General features: G+C 40.7%; 19 protein-coding genes and 1 tRNA gene. 7 read left to right on the top strand and 13 right to left on the bottom strand.

Features of this window, described 5'->3' with window-relative positions; genetic code table 11:
- Window positions 1-201: 201 nt before the first annotated feature.
- From AB7E53_RS10240 to AB7E53_RS10225, 4 genes are all read right to left on the bottom strand, one after another.
- On the bottom strand, window positions 202-1,548 hold the full coding sequence (locus tag AB7E53_RS10240; protein WP_179399038.1) for a hypothetical protein: 1,347 nt from the start codon (window positions 1,546-1,548) through the stop codon (window positions 202-204).
- Window positions 1,549-1,745: 197 nt separating this feature from the next.
- Complete coding sequence (gene mazG, locus AB7E53_RS10235; protein WP_350456571.1) at window positions 1,746-2,531, bottom strand: nucleoside triphosphate pyrophosphohydrolase; 786 nt, start codon at window positions 2,529-2,531, stop codon at window positions 1,746-1,748.
- A 1-nt stretch (window position 2,532) separates the two neighbouring features.
- Window positions 2,533-4,587 carry a cytochrome c biogenesis protein CcdA gene (locus AB7E53_RS10230; protein WP_446775506.1) on the bottom strand — a complete coding sequence of 685 codons (2,055 nt, stop codon included), beginning with the start codon at window positions 4,585-4,587 and terminating at the stop codon, window positions 2,533-2,535.
- 37 nt (window positions 4,588-4,624) lie between these two features.
- Complete coding sequence (locus AB7E53_RS10225) at window positions 4,625-5,542, bottom strand: RluA family pseudouridine synthase (protein WP_446775504.1); 918 nt, start codon at window positions 5,540-5,542, stop codon at window positions 4,625-4,627.
- Window positions 5,543-5,735: 193 nt separating this feature from the next.
- On the opposite strand from AB7E53_RS10225, the gene AB7E53_RS10220 reads away from it, so the two are divergent.
- The 6 genes from AB7E53_RS10220 (at window position 5,736) to AB7E53_RS10195 (ending at window position 11,427) form a co-directional block, all read left to right on the top strand.
- Window positions 5,736-8,357 carry a valine--tRNA ligase gene (locus AB7E53_RS10220; protein ID WP_446775502.1) on the top strand — a complete coding sequence of 874 codons (2,622 nt, stop codon included), beginning with the start codon at window positions 5,736-5,738 and terminating at the stop codon, window positions 8,355-8,357.
- 20 nt (window positions 8,358-8,377) lie between these two features.
- Window positions 8,378-9,229, top strand: coding sequence for a sugar phosphate isomerase/epimerase family protein (locus tag AB7E53_RS10215; RefSeq protein WP_179399033.1), 852 nt, complete (start codon window positions 8,378-8,380; stop codon window positions 9,227-9,229).
- 52 nt (window positions 9,230-9,281) lie between these two features.
- Window positions 9,282-10,325, top strand: a complete 1,044-nt coding sequence (locus AB7E53_RS10210; RefSeq protein ID WP_446773404.1) for a DUF6340 family protein — start codon at window positions 9,282-9,284, stop codon at window positions 10,323-10,325.
- A 66-nt stretch (window positions 10,326-10,391) separates the two neighbouring features.
- On the top strand, window positions 10,392-10,853 hold the full coding sequence (locus tag AB7E53_RS10205) for a hypothetical protein (RefSeq protein WP_179399031.1): 462 nt from the start codon (window positions 10,392-10,394) through the stop codon (window positions 10,851-10,853).
- Window positions 10,854-10,888: 35 nt separating this feature from the next.
- A tRNA-Thr gene (locus AB7E53_RS10200) sits at window positions 10,889-10,961 on the top strand.
- 259 nt (window positions 10,962-11,220) lie between these two features.
- On the top strand, window positions 11,221-11,427 hold the full coding sequence (locus AB7E53_RS10195) for a hypothetical protein (protein ID WP_371688824.1): 207 nt from the start codon (window positions 11,221-11,223) through the stop codon (window positions 11,425-11,427).
- 276 nt (window positions 11,428-11,703) lie between these two features.
- Here AB7E53_RS10195 and AB7E53_RS10190 read toward each other — a convergent pair whose 3' ends face one another.
- The 7 genes from AB7E53_RS10190 to AB7E53_RS10160 form a co-directional block, all read right to left on the bottom strand.
- Window positions 11,704-13,728, bottom strand: a complete 2,025-nt coding sequence (locus AB7E53_RS10190) for a hypothetical protein (protein ID WP_446775499.1) — start codon at window positions 13,726-13,728, stop codon at window positions 11,704-11,706.
- 43 nt (window positions 13,729-13,771) lie between these two features.
- A complete protein-coding gene (locus tag AB7E53_RS10185) occupies window positions 13,772-14,812 on the bottom strand; it encodes a family 43 glycosylhydrolase (RefSeq protein ID WP_446775498.1) in 1,041 nt (346 codons plus the stop codon).
- A gap of 82 nt (window positions 14,813-14,894) precedes the next feature.
- Window positions 14,895-16,055 (bottom strand): 6-bladed beta-propeller, encoded by a 1,161-nt coding sequence (locus AB7E53_RS10180; protein WP_446775496.1) that lies wholly within the window; start codon window positions 16,053-16,055, stop codon window positions 14,895-14,897.
- 420 nt (window positions 16,056-16,475) lie between these two features.
- A complete protein-coding gene (locus AB7E53_RS10175) occupies window positions 16,476-17,081 on the bottom strand; it encodes a hypothetical protein (RefSeq protein WP_446775494.1) in 606 nt (201 codons plus the stop codon).
- 124 nt (window positions 17,082-17,205) lie between these two features.
- Window positions 17,206-17,457: a hypothetical protein gene (locus tag AB7E53_RS10170; RefSeq protein WP_446775492.1), complete on the bottom strand. Its 252-nt coding sequence runs from the start codon at window positions 17,455-17,457 to the stop codon at window positions 17,206-17,208.
- Window positions 17,458-17,730: 273 nt separating this feature from the next.
- Window positions 17,731-18,444, bottom strand: a complete 714-nt coding sequence (locus tag AB7E53_RS10165; RefSeq protein WP_446775490.1) for a hypothetical protein — start codon at window positions 18,442-18,444, stop codon at window positions 17,731-17,733.
- Window positions 18,445-18,492: 48 nt separating this feature from the next.
- Entirely contained in the window at window positions 18,493-18,615 is a 123-nt protein-coding gene (locus AB7E53_RS10160; RefSeq protein WP_262497023.1) for a hypothetical protein, read from the bottom strand.
- A 324-nt stretch (window positions 18,616-18,939) separates the two neighbouring features.
- On the opposite strand from AB7E53_RS10160, the gene AB7E53_RS10155 reads away from it, so the two are divergent.
- Window positions 18,940-19,146: a hypothetical protein gene (locus tag AB7E53_RS10155; RefSeq protein WP_446775488.1), complete on the top strand. Its 207-nt coding sequence runs from the start codon at window positions 18,940-18,942 to the stop codon at window positions 19,144-19,146.
- Between the two features lie 33 nt (window positions 19,147-19,179).
- Here AB7E53_RS10155 and AB7E53_RS10150 read toward each other — a convergent pair whose 3' ends face one another.
- Together AB7E53_RS10150 and AB7E53_RS10145 are read right to left on the bottom strand one after the other, a co-directional pair.
- Complete coding sequence (locus AB7E53_RS10150; protein WP_446775486.1) at window positions 19,180-19,545, bottom strand: hypothetical protein; 366 nt, start codon at window positions 19,543-19,545, stop codon at window positions 19,180-19,182.
- A 5-nt stretch (window positions 19,546-19,550) separates the two neighbouring features.
- A complete protein-coding gene (locus tag AB7E53_RS10145; protein WP_446775484.1) occupies window positions 19,551-20,408 on the bottom strand; it encodes an RHS repeat-associated core domain-containing protein in 858 nt (285 codons plus the stop codon).
- Window positions 20,409-20,556: the final 148 nt, after the last annotated feature.

The following is a 20,556-nucleotide window of genomic DNA, read 5'->3' as shown; positions in this document are numbered from 1 at the left end:
TGTAACTTTGTCATATAAATTTTGAAAACCTAAAGTTACAAAAACTCTAGGAAATAGCAAAGGCCGAGCTTGGGAAAGTTCGACCTTTGTGCATAAAACGAGGGTGTGCCTATTTTGACACACCCTCATTTTTCATTAATAATAAGATGATAATTATCAAACCAAAAGATATAAAGTATAAACGGATTCTTCAGTACCCACTCAAAACAGCGAATAGGTAAGCTTTGCCACAAAGTTGCCGGTCCACATCAGATTCTTTGGATCATCTTGTTTTGGTTTGATATTATCTGTATATCTTAAACCGAGATTGGCATTCAGGGCAAATCTGAATTGGGGAGAAATATAATAATATAAATCAACAAACGCACCTGTATACGATGTCAGAAAGGTATACTTATCGTTGGGTTCAGGTGTATCTTTATAGGTTCTTTGACCCCAATAAAGACTCTCATCAAATCCAAAATTCACATTGGTCCGCGATGTGGGGTAATACCCTAAAGTGTATCTTCCATTGAGTCCCATATCCACCATATGGGAGGTGTTATCAGAAGGTAAATTTATTTTACTATGCCAATAACTTCCGGAAGCTTCTGCCCATATACTCTGCTGCCAATATAAATTCAAAGGTTTTTCATTTTCGTACGAGAGTTTCGCAGTAACACCTGTACCTGTTAATTTTACGGATTGAAGATCGGATACATTATTATAGTTGCGATGATTAATAAACGGAGTTAATCCCACTTTGTAAACCGTACCCGATCCCCGGCTGAAAAGATCTCCGTACATCCAATAATCATATAAGGTAGTAAAGTAAGGAGCTCCACCGGACGAAAGCACACCCATATTTACTAGAACTGAATCAACGGTCGTAATCTCATCAATCATACGCAACCGGGCATCCAGAAAACGTTTATTTTTGACAGTTGAAATGGTTTGAGCAAATGCATGAATCTCTTCTGTGGTCAGTTTCCGGTTCAGCACACCCTGTTTATCCAGATTCTCCAGGATGTAAATCGCCTGACGGGCATCCTCCACCTGCTCAATCCTGCCTTTTCCCACCGACATTGGGATATTTGCGTAATAACTATTGTTATGAGTCTTAACATCAACCAACAAACCGCCTGTTTTATAGCCAAGCAACTGAACATCTACGGAAGGAGATACTTCAAAGAAACGCATGTCGCTCGTATAAAACCGGTTTACGTTCTGATAATTAAATGTAAGTCCGTAGTCACTGTTTTTCTCTTTCAACTCATTTCTATAATTGCCGGACATACCAACAACAAGCATTTGCCTATTCCAATAAGGTCGTGTATTCTTATATTTATCAAAGGCTGTATTTAGATCGCCATTAATTCTAAACAAATCATTTTTTGATGTTTCGTTATCAGTAAAAGAACCGGCAGTCCTTAAAGAGAAATCCAATTGAGATCTTACGATATCAGGGGTTACATATTCGCTCAGATTAAAGTCCTCATAAACCTGAGCAAAGCCAGAAAAAGAAAGGTACAAACAAATCACTGTACAATACAAAGCTCTTTTATTCATAATTTTCCGAATTAGGGTGAGGTAAATCATTAGTCAAGTATTGACAACAAATGTAATCTTTTTCATATACATTATCCATTAATAAACATTTAATTTCATAGAAAAAAGATAATAGATAAAACAAGCAATTCCAGCACATAAAAAAACGGGTTATCACTCCTGGCGACAACCCGTTTATCTATACTATAACTACAGAATTACATACCCATTGCTTTGGCCTCATCCCAGATTTTATCCATCTCGTCCAAAGACATATCCTTTAATGAACGCCCCTGTTGAATGGTTTGAGATTCCAGATAATTAAACCGGCGTAAAAATTTCTGATTGGTTCGTTCCAACGCATTATCCGGATTAATCTTATACAAACGGGCCGCATTGATGAGACTAAAGAAAAGATCTCCGAATTCGTTCTCCATCTTATCTGCGTCCATCTTGTTTATTTCGTCCTTCAACTCCGTAAACTCTTCCAGAACCTTATCCCAGACCTGTTCACGTTGCTCCCAGTCGAAACCCACATTACGTGCCTTATCCTGCATACGATGAGCCTTCACCACCGAAGGAAGCGAAGCTGGAACACCTTCAAGAACCGTTTTATTCCCTCCTTTTTCCTTCAATTTAAGCTGCTCCCAGCTCTGCTCAACCTTCTTGGCTGTATCTGCCTGAGCATCGCCAAACACATGTGGGTGACGGTAGATAAGTTTTTTGCACAAACTATCGCATACCCCTTTTATATCAAATGCCTCTTTCTCTTCAGCAATCTTGGCATAAAAGACGATATGCAGTAACAAGTCGCCCAACTCCTTCTTTATTTCGGTATTGTCGTCCCTGATAATCGCGTCGCACAATTCGTAAGTCTCTTCGATGGTGTTGGTACGCAGACTCTCATTAGTCTGCTTGCGGTCCCAGGGACATTTCTCCCTAAGTTCATCCATAATATCCAACAAGTGGCCAAAAGCCTCCATCTTTTCCTCTCTTGTACTCATCTTACTTCTTGTAATTCTTTAATCCGCCCTGTAAAAATTGAATATACTTATTTACATCTTCATCGTAAGCATAAGAATGAGACAACGGCTTTCCGTTGTTATCAAGCAATACATAGAAAGGTTGTGCATTGGCGCCAAACTTGCTACGCTGCAAGTAGCTCCACTTATCCCCTACTGTTTTCAGTTTTCTTGTTTTACCATGTTCCTCTATCTCGATAACTTCCGGTAACTTCGTTTTATCATCTACAAACAGTGTAATAAGCACATAATCATTCTCAATAATTTGCTTCACGCCCGGATTAGTCCAAACCGAAGCCTCCATCTTACGGCAATTTACACAACCATAACCAGAGAAATCGATCATTACCGGTTTATTATTCTTTTTGGCATAAGCCATACCGGCTTCGTAATCGTCAAACTGAGCATGAACCTCGTCTTCGTATAAATTGAAATCCTGCGTATACAAAGGAGGAGCAAAAGCACTGATCGATTTAAGAGGAGCACCCCAAAGTCCCGGTACCATATAAACAGCAAAAGCCAACGAGATAATTGCCATAAAGAGACGCGGAACAGAAACATATTTTAATTCGCTATCGTGACTAAAACGAATCTTACCCAACAGGTAAAAGCCCAGCATAGCAAAAATAACAATCCACAAGACAAGGAACGTTTCGCGGTCCAGGATACGCCATCCATAGGCAAGGTCGGCCACCGAGAAGAACTTCAATGCCAGCGCAAGCTCCAGGAAGCCCAACACCACCTTTACCGAATTAAGCCAACCACCGGATTTAGGCATACTCTGAAGCATATTGGGGAAGATGGCAAAAACGCTGAAAGGAATTGCCAGCGCAAAGGCGAAACCAAACATTCCTACAGCCGGAGCCACAATAGATCCCATAGATGCAGCCTGCACCAGCAACGTACCGATAATCGGTCCGGTACAAGAGAACGAAACCAAAGCCAAGGTAAAGGCCATAAAGAATATACTCAAAATTCCGGAAGTGGAATCCGCTTTAGCATCCAGTTTATTGGTCCACGACGATGGCAGAACCATTTCGAAAGCACCAAAAAATGAAACAGCAAACAACACCAGTAAGGCAAAGAATAGCAAATTGAATACGGCATTTGTTGAAAGGTCGTTCAACGCACTTGCACCGAAAATACCGGTAATCAATAATCCCAGCGCCAGATAGATTACAATGATGGAAACCCCGTACATCACCGCATCCTTGATAGCCTTCTTCTTATTTTTGGTCCTCTTCAGGAAAAAGCTTACAGTCATCGGAATCATTGGCCACACGCAAGGCGTCAGCAGCGCAATGAATCCACCGGCAAAACCGGCAAGAAAAATGAAAAGCAGACTCGAATCCGTGCCGTCCAGCGGGCTCTCACCAAAAGCCTTCAACTCATCAATCACCGGAGTCCACAGATCCACGTTATCAGACAAAGCCTCGGCAATCTTCGTAGGATTCACCAGCTGTCCCGCATTCTCTCCGTCAGCCGAAACCGATAAAGAATCGGTACCCTGCGCAAGCGAAAGACTGTCCGCTGCAGCCTGATCATCACTTTCACCAGCTACAACACCGGCATCCGTCATCGTTATATTTTTACGGTTAAACGAAAACTCCACCCGCTCGGGAGGCAGACATGTTTCGTCGTTACAAGCCATAAATTCAAGTTCACCGGCAAGCTTGAAAGCCTTGGCATCCGTCACTTTAATTTTTTGTGTAAACGTAACCGTACCGCTGTACCAGCGAAGATTCATAGCAAACAATTCGTCGTATACAGAAGTAGGAGCTACGGAAGATACAACCTTTCCAACCAGCTCGGCACCTTTCATTGTTTCGTACGTAATGGATGTAGATACAGGTCCCCCAGCCGGAAGATTCATGTCATACAGATGCCATCCCTTATCGGCCACGGCAGTAAACACAATCTCTTTTTCTGGTTTTCCGGAATCCTCCAGTTTAATTTTCCATTTAACAGGAGTGTGAATCTGAGCTTGCACAGCCAGAAACATAAAACTCATCAATAATGTACTAAATACTCTCTTCATAGGGTCTTATTTATTCGTAAAAAACAAATGGAACTGTTTATTGTTTAACTATCGCATTGAAAATGGAAGGAATAGCTGTTTCAAAACGCAACTCTTCGCCTGTTTCGGGATGAATAAAACACAGTTTGCGTGCATGCAGCGCCAGTCGTCCGGCCGGATTGGAAGCCGCTCCGTACTTTACGTCGCCTGCAATAGGATGACCTATCGACTCCAACTGTGCGCGAATCTGATTCTTTCGTCCGGTTTCCAGGTCAAGCTGCAGCAAAGAATATTGGTTCGTACTTTTAAGTACCTTATAGCGGGTAATGGCCTCCTGACCGTCACCCTGCGTACTTACATAAACCTTCATGGCCGAATTCTCGACCAAAAAAGAGGTAAGCAAATCCATTTCCTTGGCTGGTTTTCCTTCTACAACGGCCACATAACTTCTTTCCGTAATCATTTCATTCCAGTTAGACTGCAATATCTGCTGGGCTTTCCTGGTTTTGGCAAACATCATCAAGCCCGAAGTATCACGGTCCAGGCGATGTAAGATAAATATTTTGTTGGCCGGATCAAGCTTTTTTACATAATCACTCAGCAGATGATAAGCTGTTTTTTCTTTTATCTTATCTGTTGCCATAGACAAAAGACCGTTCCGCTTATCAACAACAATCAGGGAATCGTCTTCCCATAGCAGCCTTAGCATCGGGTGACGGAAATCCTCCCTGCCCCGTTGAAAGCTGATTCTCACTTCATCGCCCGATCTAAGCGGGGTATCAAATTGCGTAGTTGTTCTTCCGTTTACGGAAATCTGGCGGTTGGCCAATATACTTTTAACAGAACTTTTACTCTGCTCTTTCAACAACTCAAATAAAAAAGGCAGCAAGGTTGTATCTTCATTTACCGTAACAAGCCTTCCTTTCGAAGAGGCCGAACGAGATTTAGCTTTCGCCGTGTAACGTCTTTGTTTCATATTCAGTTTAATAGCTTGCAAAGGTACGATGATTCAGTTAAAACTCAAATAAAACGATGGAATTAAGGATTTATTAATAGAAGTTATACATCACGTAAAGATTCGTTTAAATATTATTTTTACTTTTGCAAATTAATTGGGTATTCAGGTACCCGATATACATTGTATAATAAATAAAGAATTAGATAGGATCATGGAAATTGCAAGTAAGTATAATCCTGCGGAAGTAGAAGACAAATGGTATAAGTATTGGTTGGACAACGGGTTCTTCAAGTCGAAACCAGACGATAGAGAACCTTATACAATTGTAATCCCTCCACCCAATGTGACCGGTGTACTCCACATGGGACATATGCTTAACAATACGATACAAGATATCCTGGTGCGCCGTGCCCGCATGATGGGCAAAAACGCCTGCTGGGTTCCGGGTACCGACCATGCCTCTATCGCCACCGAAGCCAAAGTGGTTAATAAACTGGCTCAGGAAGGCATTAAGAAAACAGACCTCAGCCGCGAAGACTTCCTTAAGCATGCCTGGGAGTGGACAGACAAGCACGGGGGCATCATACTGGAACAGCTTAAAAAGCTGGGCGCTTCCTGCGACTGGGACCGTACCGCCTTCACCATGGACGATGTTCGTTCGGAAAGTGTAATCGATGTATTTATCGACCTGTACAACAAAGGATTGATATACCGCGGTGTACGAATGGTAAACTGGGACCCCAAGGCACTTACAGCCCTTTCGGACGAAGAGGTTGTGTACAAAGAAGTTCACAGTAAACTCTATTACCTCCGGTATATGATTGAAGGAGGCGAAGGCAAGTACATTGTAGTTGCCACAACCCGTCCGGAGACTATCTTAGGTGATACCGCCGTTTGTGTGAATCCCAACGATCCCCGTTTTGAATTCCTTAAAGGGAAGAAAGTGCTTGTTCCCATAATCAACCGTGCCGTACCCATCATAATGGACGACTATGTGGATATGGAATTCGGTACCGGATGCCTTAAGGTTACACCTGCACACGATGTGAACGACTACATGTTGGGCGAAAAGTACAACTTGCAGACCATAGATATATTCAACGACAACGGAACGCTGAACCAACATGGCGAAATGTATGCCGGTATGGATCGTTTCGATGTTCGCGAAAAGATTGAGAAAGACCTGCTGGCAGCCGGTTTGATGGAAAAGGTGGAAGATTACGACAATAAAGTTGGATACTCCGAACGTACCGATGTACCCATCGAACCTAAATTATCCATGCAGTGGTTCCTGAAGATGACCGATCTGGCCAAACCGGCACTGGATGCTGTGATGAATGATGATATCAAGCTTCATCCTGCCAAATTCAAAAACACCTACCGCCACTGGATGGAGAATGTAAAGGACTGGTGTATTTCGCGTCAGCTATGGTGGGGACACCGCATTCCGGCCTACTTCTTACCCGAAGGAGGATACGTAGTTGCCTCAACTGTGGAAGAAGCGCTTAAACTGGCTCAGGAAAAAACAGGAAACCAATCGCTTACGGCAGAAGACCTGCGTCAGGATTCCGACTGCCTCGACACCTGGTTCTCCTCCTGGTTATGGCCTATGTCGGTATTCGGCAATGTGATGGACAAAAACAACGAAGAGCTCAATTACTACTACCCCACCAACGACCTGGTAACCGGTCCGGATATCTTGTTCTTCTGGGTAGCACGTATGATCATTGCCGGTTACGAATACAAGGGAGATATGCCTTTCCGTAATGTATACCTTACAGGTATTGTACGCGACAAGCTGGGACGTAAAATGTCCAAATCGCTCGGAAACTCGCCAGATCCTATTACCCTGATGGAACAATACGGAGCCGATGGGGTACGTATGGGACTCATGATGGCTGCACCTGCAGGTAACGACGTGCTGTTTGATGATTCATTGTGCGAACAGGGACGTAACTTCAACAACAAAATATGGAATGCCTTCCGTTTGGTTAAGGGATGGACGGTAGACGAAACCATCGAACAACCTGAAGCCTCTGCAACAGCCATCCGCTGGTTCCAGATGCAGCTGGCCAAAACCATTGCCGAAGTAGACGATTCATTCAGCAAATACCGACTAAGTGAAGCGATGATGGCGGTGTACAAACTCTTCTGGGACGAGTTTTCATCCTGGTACCTGGAGTTGGTAAAACCGGGATATCAGCAGCCTATCGACAAGCAGACCTACAACGCCACCCTGGGATTTTTCGATGACCTGCTTAAATTGCTACATCCCTTTATGCCGTTCATCACGGAAGAGCTGTGGCAGGCAACCAACAACCGCAACGACGGCGAAAGCATCATGATGCAACAGACGCCTCAGTTGGCTCAGGTAGACAATAACTTCCTCGGAGCATTCGAAATCGTTAAGGAAATCATTGCCGGCGTCCGTTCGGTACGCTTGCAGAAGAACATCCCTAACAAAGATGCCCTTACGCTTGAAATAGTAGGCGAACACGACGACAGCTTCAATGCCGTTATAACCAAAATGTGCAACCTTACCCAAATTACCCGCGTTGCCGAGAAAACAGCCGGAGCAGGCTCGTTCCTGGTCCGCACCACCGAATACGCAGTACCATTGGGCTCATTGTTGAATGTTGAGGAAGAACTTGCCAAACTAAACGAAGAGCTGGTATACCTGCAGGGTTTCCGCGAATCGGTACTTAAAAAGCTGAGCAACGAAAGCTTCGTAGGCAAAGCACCGGCCAAAGTTATTGAGATGGAACGTAAGAAACTGGCCGATGCCGAAAGCAAGATCAACAGCTTGCAGGAAAGTATCGCAGCCTTAAAATAAATTCCTATATTTGAAAAACCATGAATAACACCAGAAGAAAATTTTTCAAGCAAGGATTAGCCGGCGCACTTTTAGTGGGCACGGCCTCCTTTGCAAGAGCTGGAATAACCGACCCGGTTAAACCCAAAGCGCCCAAAGCCACCAACCCATTCCGGTTGGGAATGGCTGGGTATACCTTTGTAAACTTTGATATCGACAAAACATTGGATATCATGGAAAAGCTGGATGTACATTACCTGTGCATAAAGGATTTCCATTTACCTTTTACAAGTACAGACGAACAGATAGCCGCCTTCCATGCCAAACTCGCTGCCAAAAAGGTAACGGGCTATGCCGTTGGCCCCATCTACATGAAAAGTGAAGCAGAAATAGACAACGCCTTTGCCTATGCAAAAAGAGTAGGTGTTAAAACAATCGTAGGCGTTCCTAACTACGAGCTGCTCCCCTATGTAGACAAGAAGGTTAAGGAATACAACTTTAATTATGCAATCCACCTGCACGGACCAGACATCGCCACCTATCCCGACGCTACAGACGTATGGAATCATACCCATATGCTCGATCCGCGTATCGGCATGTGCCTGGATGTGGGTCACGATCTGCGCAACGGTTGCGATCCCGTGGCCGACCTCAAGAAATACCATACCCGTGTATTCGATGTACACATCAAAGATGTAACAGAAGCATCCAAAGCAGGTAAAGGAATTGAGATAGGACGAGGCAAAATTGATTTTCCGGCATTGATACGTATGCTGCGCGAAGTAAACTATACCGGCGTATGTAGTCTGGAATACGAAAAAGACATGAAAGATCCCTTCCTCGGCATTGCCGAATCAATCGGATATTTCAAAGCCGTAAGCGATATAGCCTGACGGATCAAGGCATCCTTTCTACTCCCATTGTCCCATAATAATAATTGATCAAATGAAAAATACGATATTCATAGCTTTAATTCTGCTGGCAGGAATTTTAACCTCCTGCGGTTCGGTTAAATACTTTGGTATTGAAACCTTTACTCCGGCCGAAATTACATTCCCGGAGACGGTCGAAACGGTTGTTATTGTGAATAATGCCGTACCTCAGCCTAAAAAACCGGGGTACAAGTATACAATAATGGGAGTAGAACAAGATACCACCCACATGGTGGCCGACAGCGCCCTGTATGATGCCTGCAAGGCCTTGGGTGAAGCCATTGCCGATCAGCCTTTTTTTAAAGACGTACGTTTGTACAACGATGCCGTGCGCCAGGACGAATTTTTCTTCCAGGACACCAAACTTACTCCCGATCAGGTAGAAACCATCTGCGACGAAAGTGGAGCCGAAGCGATAATCTCTCTGGACCGTTTGTTGTTCAACATGGAAAAAGACGTATTCCCCTTTGGAGAAGTTATGGCAGGCACCATCAAGGTACAGGCAACCGCCGTATTGAGAGCCTATATGCCGGGGAGAAACAACTCCATGGCAACCATCTATCTTACAGACAGTTTGTTTTGGTCGGAAGGAGCCAGCAACCTGAGAACCCTCGACAGCTACCTCCCCAAACCAGAAGTTGCATTACGAGAAACAGCTGCCTACCTGACTTCCGGAGCCTACAGAAACTTTGTTCCGCACTGGGAACAGGCGCAACGCTGGTATTACACCAATTCGGGCACCCGATGGAAACAGGCATCTGCCTTTGCATCCAAAGAAAAATGGGAAGAAGCCTTAACCATCTGGCAATCCATTTACGAAGCGCAGACAAACAAAAAATCAAAAGCCGAGGCAGCCGCCAATATAGCCGTAGGATACGAAATGGTCGGGAAGTTTAATGAAGCGCTTGATTGGGCAAAAAAATCGTTGGCACTATTCAAAGAACAGACAAGCGACGAAAAAGACAGCAATGTGGCACTACTCACACTCTATGAGCAGGTAATCACCTCCCGTATACAAGCCAACAACAAACTTAACATGCAATTTGGAAAGGAATAACACCTTGTTTGCTATTTTTTTATTACTTTTGGCAAATTATACGAACAAGAATTAACACGATATTATATGAGCACAAATAATGCAAAGGTACAAGCTGTAATCGAAACTGCAATTTTGTCGGCTATCGATAAAGTGGCAAAGAATGAGTCCGCCGGCTTTATCAGCGACTTATTTCTGCAAGCAGACCAGGAAAGCGGCGAATTACAGATATACGACGACAATGAAAAGCTGCTGGATAAGGTCATTATATTCGATTGGATAAACAACAGCGACGACGAAGATGCATTTAACAAACGGGTGGCAGAATCCAGCAAGGCAGCCCTCACCTCTCTGGCAAACAAAGGAGTGTTTGACCGTGACTATTTTATGAAACCATTATCTGTAACTCTTACGGACGATGATTTTGTTGAGATAGAGGAACTTCTGTTTGTTGACGATGATATGCTACGTGCAGACGATCCTTTGTTAAAAGATTTGGACACTGAATTGGACGAATTTTTAACAAAACTTCTTTCAGATATCGATTAGACTGATTACATTTGCACCCGAAAATAAAAAAAGACGCCGAAATAGCTCAGTTGGTAGAGCAATTCATTCGTAATGAATAGGTCGCCGGTTCGAGTCCGGCTTTCGGCTCTACAAAAGAGCAACTGCAACAAAAGCAGTTGCTCTTTTGTATTTTACCACACCTTGGAACTAAAAAGCAAAACGAATTAAAATCAATAAATCAAATTAAACATTTATCAAATACATTAATTATATTTGTAATACAATCTATACGTATTAAAATATGAAAACAAGAATCTGTATACTATTTATCTTAGTACTTATAACAACCGCCTGTTCATCTGTAGTAAATATGACAAGCGAAAAGATGAATAAACTTGAATTAGGAATGTCCAAACAGCAAGTTACAGAGATCTTAGGCAGCAATTACACTATTGCTGAAAAGAAAATAGAAAATGGAGTACAAGTGGAGGTATTATCCTACAGAGACTTTTACAAGGACGATGAATTCTATATGTTCATTTTTAAGAATAATACATTAGAGAAATGGCATAGAGAATTAGCACTAAAACAGGAAGTGGTAAAGGACAAGTAATTACAACCTCCATACTTTTCCGAACTTATAAGTATAATACAATCGCCTCTTTCAAATTATTTTAAGCACCAAATTTAAAGAATTTCATGCTGCAATTCTGCAGCACGAATTAAATGCAAAAGTATCTCTCATGTATCATTTTTCAGTTCAGAACCCTCTCCAGTAAAGGGTTTCAAGAATGACAGATGCAAATGACAGATGCTTTTCATTTGTCATCTGCAATCTATACAAATCAACAACTTACTGTATTACAATACATTATTAAATACACTAATATCATGGGATTACATTCATTTCCATGAATCGTGCGCCGGCATTAAGGAAGTGGGCTGTAATCCAGAACACGGTCCACCCTTCCGAATATCCGCCACGCAGTTTATACACATTACTCATATCTCCGTGCTGTGCGAAATTGGTCTGCTGAAGCTGTTCCCCCTGCGAACCGTAAATGTTGGTCAGCTGGTAGCACGAGCGAAACATCACTTTGGCAAGATCCTGCAAGCGTTTATCCTTAAGGTATGTGCCCATCTTATAAATCTCCGGAGTGAAAATAACGCCATACACATCGATGTGTTGATTCTGCGGTGAAACGACTGTCCATCCGGTTGTCTTGAAATTATAGTCGGCCATTCTGCCTGCCGGAAGAGGGATGTCCCACACAACTGTATAGCTGAGACACACATCCATAGCGTGCTTTGCCCAATCCAAATATTTCTTCTCGCCCAATTGCTCGTAAAGTTCGAGAAACCCTTGAAATGCCGCCCACGAACCCTCCTTGTCTTCACAGGTTGCATCAAGCGTACCACCCCAATAACATCCGTTCATCTGCAAATGCCGGTCGGCAAACACCTGAGCGGCTTTAACGGCTGCCTGCTCATATTTCTTGTTCTTAAACAGTTTAGAGGCGCGGATAAGAGGAGCTATATAGAAACCTTCGGCAGTGGAAACCGGATTCCAGGCCGGGTCGAGAATACGTTTACTCTGGCCCTCGGCACTCTTCTCCAGAAATGCTTCCCATTTTGCGGTGTTGTATTTTTTGCTTTTGCGTGCGGCCTCTATTGCTTTCGAGAAATTATACATTGCCTGTCCGCACGATACATGATCTCCTCCGTGATATTTCTCTCCGTTGAATCCTACAGGGAAAACACCCGTAATCTCATCCACCGGGAAAGTTGACAGGTAGTCCATAGACTTTTGTATTTTCTCAGGAATCGAGCCGTCGCCAATTATTGAACCAAGAACCTGCAAAGCATAGCCGGGCGAATCAGCCTGACCGCACCACCCCATCACAATATCCTTTCTCATTGAGAGGTCGTACATGGAGAAGCCTTGCTTTTCGGAATCGAACCCAAACCAACGGTCCAGCGCAAATCTGTACTTGCTCTCAATAATGGATTGGAAGTCGGCAAATTTGTCAACATCATACGGTTTATGTATGTCCATCGACGTGTAAACCGGTTTTTGGAAGCCAGTACCTGGGCGAGAAATGGCATATGTTTCTATATAAAACTCTTTTTCAATCACCTTTCCCGGCTCCATAGTGATATAAGTGTCTGAATATCTCATCGGTCGTTGCTGCAGAGCCTTTGCAACGCTGTGCTGCTTGTTGTATCCGATAGGTCCGCTATAAAGCACAAAGTCGGTATAGCCTTTACCTGCCTCCACTCCCATCGACCACCACTGGTCTGCCAACACGGCTCCTCTTACCGGACTCGGGGTCGTGTGAATGGCAGCGGCATTCTTTGCTGCGCCATCTTCAAGCATAACGAAAGGCATCGGATAGCGATGATCCTCAAAAATAGCAAATTCGCCCTCTTTCCCTTCATACACCGGAATAATATTTGAATTTACGGCAGCACCATTCTTATTTCCATAATACAATATACCCGGCATAAAAAGGGAAAGATTCTCCCCCTCCATGCGCCATCTCACAGAAAGAGTGGCATGAGTGAGCGGCTCCTTGCCAGTCCATTCATATCTTCGCACATACTTAATCAAACCCGGTTTCAGCTCTTTGTAAGCATCCCTCAGCTTCATTTCGCCCTGCGGAAGCACAATAGAACCTTTCAATATGTGCCAATCGCCGCTTTGTTCTTCGGAAGTTGGGTTGGCATACTTCCATCCCGTCATCCAGTCGTCTTGCCATCCGGTAGCTATAGCCCACAGACCCTCTGGTTGGGATACGAGTGTTTTGTTGGACGAGATAGGGAAAGAGGGCGTATTTATTTTTTCATTCTTTTTAGCCATGCTGAATGATATTCCCACCACAAGCAGAGATATCAGTAATAATAGTTTACGCATTTTCTATTGTTTAATTTATTTTGCATAAATGTGATTTTAACTTTTAGTCTGCCATTTGGGGAAGATAGAAGTCGAAGTCTATATCGCGGTTACTCACCAATGTGCCGTTTATGTACTCCAACGGAGCCACCTGAATAGATGAACGGCGCAGCTCGTAGGGCACGTTTCCGTTTTCGTCGTGCGCATCCTGAGTATGAGACTTTCTGCCCGGATGAGTAAAATAGAACACATATGCCTTATCGCCAAGCACCACCACATCACCATGCGCACCGCTGGGGGTATCATCTTTTCTCAGTGAAGGCTTGTCGAGAATCAATCCTTGCTTTTCCCATTTCTCCAAATCCGACGATTTATACACTCTCATGCCATGCCATTCGTCTGTCACCATCCAATAATATCCTGCATACTTGAAAGCTTTCGGACCTTCATGTGCACCTCCGCCAATAGCCTCTCTGGCAGGCGACCAGTTGTCAAGGTCTTTACTTTCCGAGAGCATAGTGTGAGCACCAGCCATCTCGTCTTTATACCACATACGCCACACATTGTCGTCGCCTTTCATCAGCGTGCAATCAATCACCTTGTCCGACGACAGTTTAGGACTGCCTTTAAACTCCCAGTCCCATAGGTTATCACTTACAAAGTGCACGATATGAGCCTGACCTCCCCAATGATTGCGCACACCTTTTATGTAAGACACGAAAAGATGATATTTGCCGTCGTGATATACCACATCGGGAGCCCAAAATGTATTATGACCACGTTCAAAATTCAAGTCGAGGGTACCGCGATATACCCAAGTCTTGCCATTGTCGGCAGACTCAGCAATGCCTATTCCGTTGCCATAGCAGTAAGCTACATCCGCTGTTTCCTGATTCGCTCTGCGCTGCGTGTAGAGCATCCACCATGTTTTCTCCTGCCTATTCCATATCAACACAGGATCTGCAGCACCGTCTGTTATCGGGTCGCGATAGAGCGGAGCAGCCGCTTTACGTACAGTTGGCTTATCTTCAGCCACACCAACTCCCGAAACATCCATACAAAATAGAGATAAAGCCATCCCACAATAAACAAATATCTTCTTCATAATAATATTACTTTATATATAAGACTCAAAAGACTCTATCCACCCTTAAAAATAAAATTTTCCTGTCACATACAACCTTGACTTAATTTCTATGTTTTACTAACATAATTATGGGATTGGATTCTTCATTTAGCTCTTGGGCTATTTCTTTTAATTCGCCTTTCAATTCATTTTTCTCAAACGCATCAACAAGGTCAAATGCATTTAAGGTCAGACATGTAGCCATAGTGCTATTGGGTTTCTTACCTAACGAAACTTCTCGTTTGGGTGAAAAATCATTATTAAACACAACATATTCGAAAATAGATTTTGCTTGTTTGTCGAACATTAAATCAGTTCCGGGAAACCCTTTAAAGGTGGTAAAATCTATTTCCTTCTTCATTGTTCTCATTAAATAATAACGATCTGTAATAACTGTAGGAAATAAATAAATTTCAGGGTTCATCGATTGAATTGAAGGAGTCCTTACGATGAAAGGAGTTAATATATTATTAGTTGAATAGTTATAAATTGTATCAGATGATGTCCTCATAATTACCCAATCTTTTTGATTTGGAATAGTTAAGTAAAATTCAGGTGTAATACTTCCCTCTCCTTCTATTATAACTGGAGTTTTAATTACTCCACTATATGGCAATTCAATTTCTCGTTTGATTTGCCCATTCTGTTTGGAAATAAGTATATGAGAAGAACGTTCCGTTTCAACTCCAGGAGAGTAACCCTTGTGACAAATCAAGAACTCATTATCGTAATTAAATGTGTAATTATAAAATTCCATTTCGTTTACAAACTTGAACTTTCTTTTAAAATTTCCATAAAGATCATACACCAATATTTTTCTTGAACTATATGCTATTACAAACATTTCGTTATTGTCTTCATCTAAGATTATATCTGTAAATTGTGAATACTCCTCAGGACCTTGGCCTAATCTGTTTATTTTTCTCAGACCCTTTCCATTCTTTCTGTCAAAAATAAATATATTCCCATCTACGCTTCGGTTACTTACTATTATAATTTTTTCACCTACCGCTTTAATTACGCCTTGAGTAATATATTCATCGGAAGATTCTAAAGCTATGTATTCCACATCCATAAAATCTTGAAGTATAAGTTCCTTTTTAGGATATTTTGCGTTTACATCTACTGTAATCAAATCATATTCTAATTGATCTTTTGTACCAACACATGCAACCATTATGAATAAGAATGTAATTGCTGATAATAAATTCGTTTTTTTCATGTTTCTCATAATTTTCGAAAAAGGTTGTATATCAATTTAATCTCTATGGGATTAATCAAAAATATAGAAAATACCTCTAATTAACTAAATAAACAGGAGTCACACAACTAAATCATAATATTTAAATTCAATTATGTTCAAGAACATCTCTGGTGGTTTAGTAAAGTTACTGATTGAATACTTATCAATGGAATAAATGCTACGAGTATTCTATAAAAATTCGCACTGACACATTTTAGCGTACATCCCCCGAATAAACATTTAAAAATTATCTGCAAAGGAATGTTGCTGCACTATAAAGCAAAAAAAACAGCAATTCCGGGCTTTTTATTTTGTTTAATTGAAGGTTAAAAGGCTATCATTCCTATATGTGTATCCAACATTCAGAACAAGTAAAAAAAGAATTCGGGACTTTGATTTTTATTTATACATTATTTCAAATTCGTCTTTTAATAATCTACCTTGTTTTTTATCAAGTGAATTGATAGAGTTGTAAATCTTTTCAAATTTTTCTTTGTTCTGCAAATCATATTTTCCCGAACCGTTAAAAACAAAATGCCAAAAACTTGTTGCTTCTTTATCGGGTTTCTTCGTCAGAATTTCTAAAAAAATATTTGGTTTACTTATTATCAATTCAGATAAATTTGACTGAAAAAGTCCAATTCCGTCTGCGTCCCAAACGCCTCTTTTTGCAATTTCATACACTTTCCCTGCAAAAATCTCAGAATTTACTTTTTCTTCATACTTAAAAAAATAATTTATATGAGTTTCATAAAAATCATACAAAGGTCTTTTTCCTGTATCATCATCAAAACCATAAAAATCTATAAATTCGTCATATGTATCTGGAAATAGTTTAAAAAACGTCACATAATCGTTTTGTTCGAAAGACTGTTTAAGTTTCTCTACTCTCGTATCAACAATATTATCATTTTGTGCAATATTGTTACTTTCTTCATTTTTTACATTTGCATTGCAAGAAAAAAACAAACAAGAAACTGCAAAAATTAAAAGGATCCTTTTCATTTCTTTTGTGGAATTTTGTTGTTAATGATTGTTTTAACATTATTTGCCCCTTTGCTTTTAATGAATGTTCTTAATTCTTGCATTTTGGGTTTACGCCCTCCAATAACTCTATTTGCGTTGGTAGTTACGGACATATTACAGCCTTCCGTATTTCCAGCATTATTTCCAGCGTGATACAAAAATCTTCGCCTTTATCACCCAAAGCATCAACCGTCATTTTACCATCTTGGTAAATGAATCTAATAGGATTATTCAAACAATACGCATAAAGTGTGCCATTGTAGTACTTCTCAGCCAGCGGATTGACTCTTAGCCACCACTGCACGACTTTTGCCTCGTGCGAGTCTTTGGGTTTCCGTGTGCGAAGCACTTGCATTTGTGGTCGATATGTGAGTTTTAAACATCCCATTTTCAGAACTCTAAAGATAGACATTTTTATTTTTCATTTGAGTTTCGGATGCGTCTTTGGATTATCTCGTTGGCAAAACCGATACCGTTTTAGAAAAGGATTTGCTAAAGAAAATTGCCGACATCCAAAAACTCCCGGACGATAAAAGAAACGTGGTAATGGAACTGCTCGATTCCTTCCTTAAACAAACTAAATTGCAAAGTATTATGTAATGATAAAGCCCGAAAAGCGGGCTTTAAGTTATTTGCTCCAAGTATCTCCCTGCCATATTATTGTATTCTTGTTTTTAATTAAAATCAAGTCCTGATAAAAAGGTTCAAATTCAAAAAAACATCTATCAAAACTAGGAAGAGTGATTGTAAGATAATTATGTTTCTCCGTATCGATGCTTTCTTCAAAAATTTTAAATAATATTCTGCCTTTATAAATCTCTGTTCCCGATACGTCAGCATTTAGATTGAAACTAATTTGGTTTGTTGCAGTTCTTCTGTTCCATAAATATTTAGATTTTGGCAAAACAATGTAAGTCTTATCTGTAGTAATAGATTTGTTGTTTTTATGATTAAACGTAAAATTTAAGTTTACAGGATGAAAATCCGTTGGAAAAACTACTTGGATATACAGGCTATCTTGAGATAATTTATTCTCTTTTTTAAGGTCATATCCAAACCCTTTCTGCTCTGTATAATAATTCTCACTCGTAATCTCTATTACATTATCAGCTAAAATCGTCCATTTACCTGTCGAGGCATAATCGCATTGTTCTATTACAGGGGTAAATGTGATTTCAGGATTCCAGAGCGTATATGTCCCATCGGATTTTAATTCTAACTTCTCTGAACTTTCTTCCCTCTCATACACTCCTGAAACTTGAGTATTTGTTTTTTGACCTTTTGCCGAAGAGCATCCTATAAGTTGAAATGATACTATCAATATAACTAATGCTTTTTTCATTTCTTTTTATCTTTTAGCTTTTCATAAACCACACTACTATCTGCGGTTTTAATCTGCATTAACGTGCATGCGATCCAACTCTTTGCCGTTGTATTTGCAGGCTTGATTTGTATTTGGGGTACCTTCTCCAAAAAGACCTCCAAACGAGGAATAACTGTTTTCTTGTGGCATTTTCATTTCTAATTTGTAACGTCAAGGCAAATATAATTGATTACTTTGAATAAAGACCCAGTAATCCTTAAACGATTAAATGAAATTTAGAAATTGGACAACGAGCATAAAAACCGCATTCTCCAGGCATCGGATGTTTTTTTTAAATCTGTGAAGCTTTAAATCTATGTAAGAGCATTAATTGTCTCTTTTAAAGCTTCAAAAAACTCTTTGTCATTGTTTTCTTGAGATTGCATTAAATTGATTTCACTTATTACAACTTTTTTTCTTTGTATTTAATCTTAGTATAAAACAAGTCAGCAATTACATTTTAATCCAAAGGTTTTGTATTTAGATTTGACGGCAAAAAAACTGGCGGATGCCCTCGAAGTTTCTTTGTATTACCTGGTGGGGGAAGGTGAGTTAAAGGTTCTGGATAAGCTGACTTTAAAACGTCTGGAAGATATTGAGCTGTTGCCGGACGAGGACAGGAACCATATTTTCTACACGCTCGACAATCTTATTAAAGCGGCAAAACTAAAAGCGATATAACAAGAAAAGCCCGGCAGTGCCGGGCTTTTTCATCTATCTTCTATTGGTTATAAACAACATAATGACGACAAGTAATATACTTGTTACTCCATTTATAAAACCAATCACAATCTGTTGACTTTCTTTTAATCCGAAGAGATAAATAATGATAGTCAAACATAACAACAACAAAGCAACTATTAATTCTCGATAATCTAACTTCTCGCCTAAAATCATTGATTTAATTATACTATAGAGATTTATTACAACAAATAAAGGGACAAATAATCCCAATAAAATAGACACATAATTCAAAGTATAGTCAGTTCCTTTTTTTATAATCAGGTAAACTCCTGCAAAAGAAAATACCACCACATATGCTATATTCTCTATTAAATATTTTCTTACTTTCTCAATCATGTTACCTACTTGTTATCTTCATCCTTTTGAGTATTGACAATTGCCCCTGTTGTTTTTGATTTTGCTTCAATTTGAGCAATCTTGGCGACTTTAGTCAACTTGGAGATACCACTTGCGATACCAACTCCCATTGCACCAGTACCAGCAGATATGGCAATTGATTTTCTATCAACATTCGTAAATGCATCCATCGTTATTTCACCTCCATTCTCAACAACATTTGCAACCACTTGTACGGCATAATCTGTAGCTGCTCCTACAATGGCACCAACAACAAAATTTATCCATTCGCCATTTTCATCACGGCAAGCAATTGGATTACCAGCACAATATCCATAAGGAGAAAGAAAGTAGTAGTCTTCAGAAAGTGGGTCAACCGTTTGGAACCGGGCAAGCTGTGCATCATAATTTCTGGCACCGTAATCGTACCAATCCAGTCCGTGCATGCGGTCCAACTCTTTGCCGTTGAATTTGTAGGCTTGATTTGTATTTGAGGTACCTTCTCCAAAAAGGCCTCCAAACGGATAGTAATGATTTACTTGTTCGACTGAACCATTCTGATCAATTACAACCCGGTTATTTCCTAAGTGATCCTTCAGGTAGTAGTGATAGGTGGGGGTTGTGCCACTTAATGTTATATATCCCTCGTTGGTCAGGATCTTACTCAATATGCCATCCTCGTAAATTACATTTCCACAGTAATCCGTTGTAGAAGTATAAGCAATCTGTCCCGTAGACAAAGGTTGAATGCTTCCCATAGGGATAACAACATTCGCGATGGCTGTCTGGTGCGTCACTTTACGCTTGACTCCATCGTTACTATATTGGTAACTGGTTGTATTGCCGTTCTGGAACTGTAACATTGATGGCAAATTTAGCAGATTATACTGTATATAACAATTGAAAAGTATACCATATTCCAGTTGAAAAGTATACCAGTGCTCATTGTTTGCGAAGATAAAAAAAGTTATCTAAACGCAGGTTAGATTCTTTTATTTTTGATCCATTTTT

This window comes from Macellibacteroides sp. (genome assembly GCF_050251695.1).
GTDB lineage: Bacteria > Bacteroidota > Bacteroidia > Bacteroidales > Tannerellaceae > Macellibacteroides > Macellibacteroides fermentans.
This window is presented reverse-complemented; position numbering and strand designations above follow the sequence as displayed.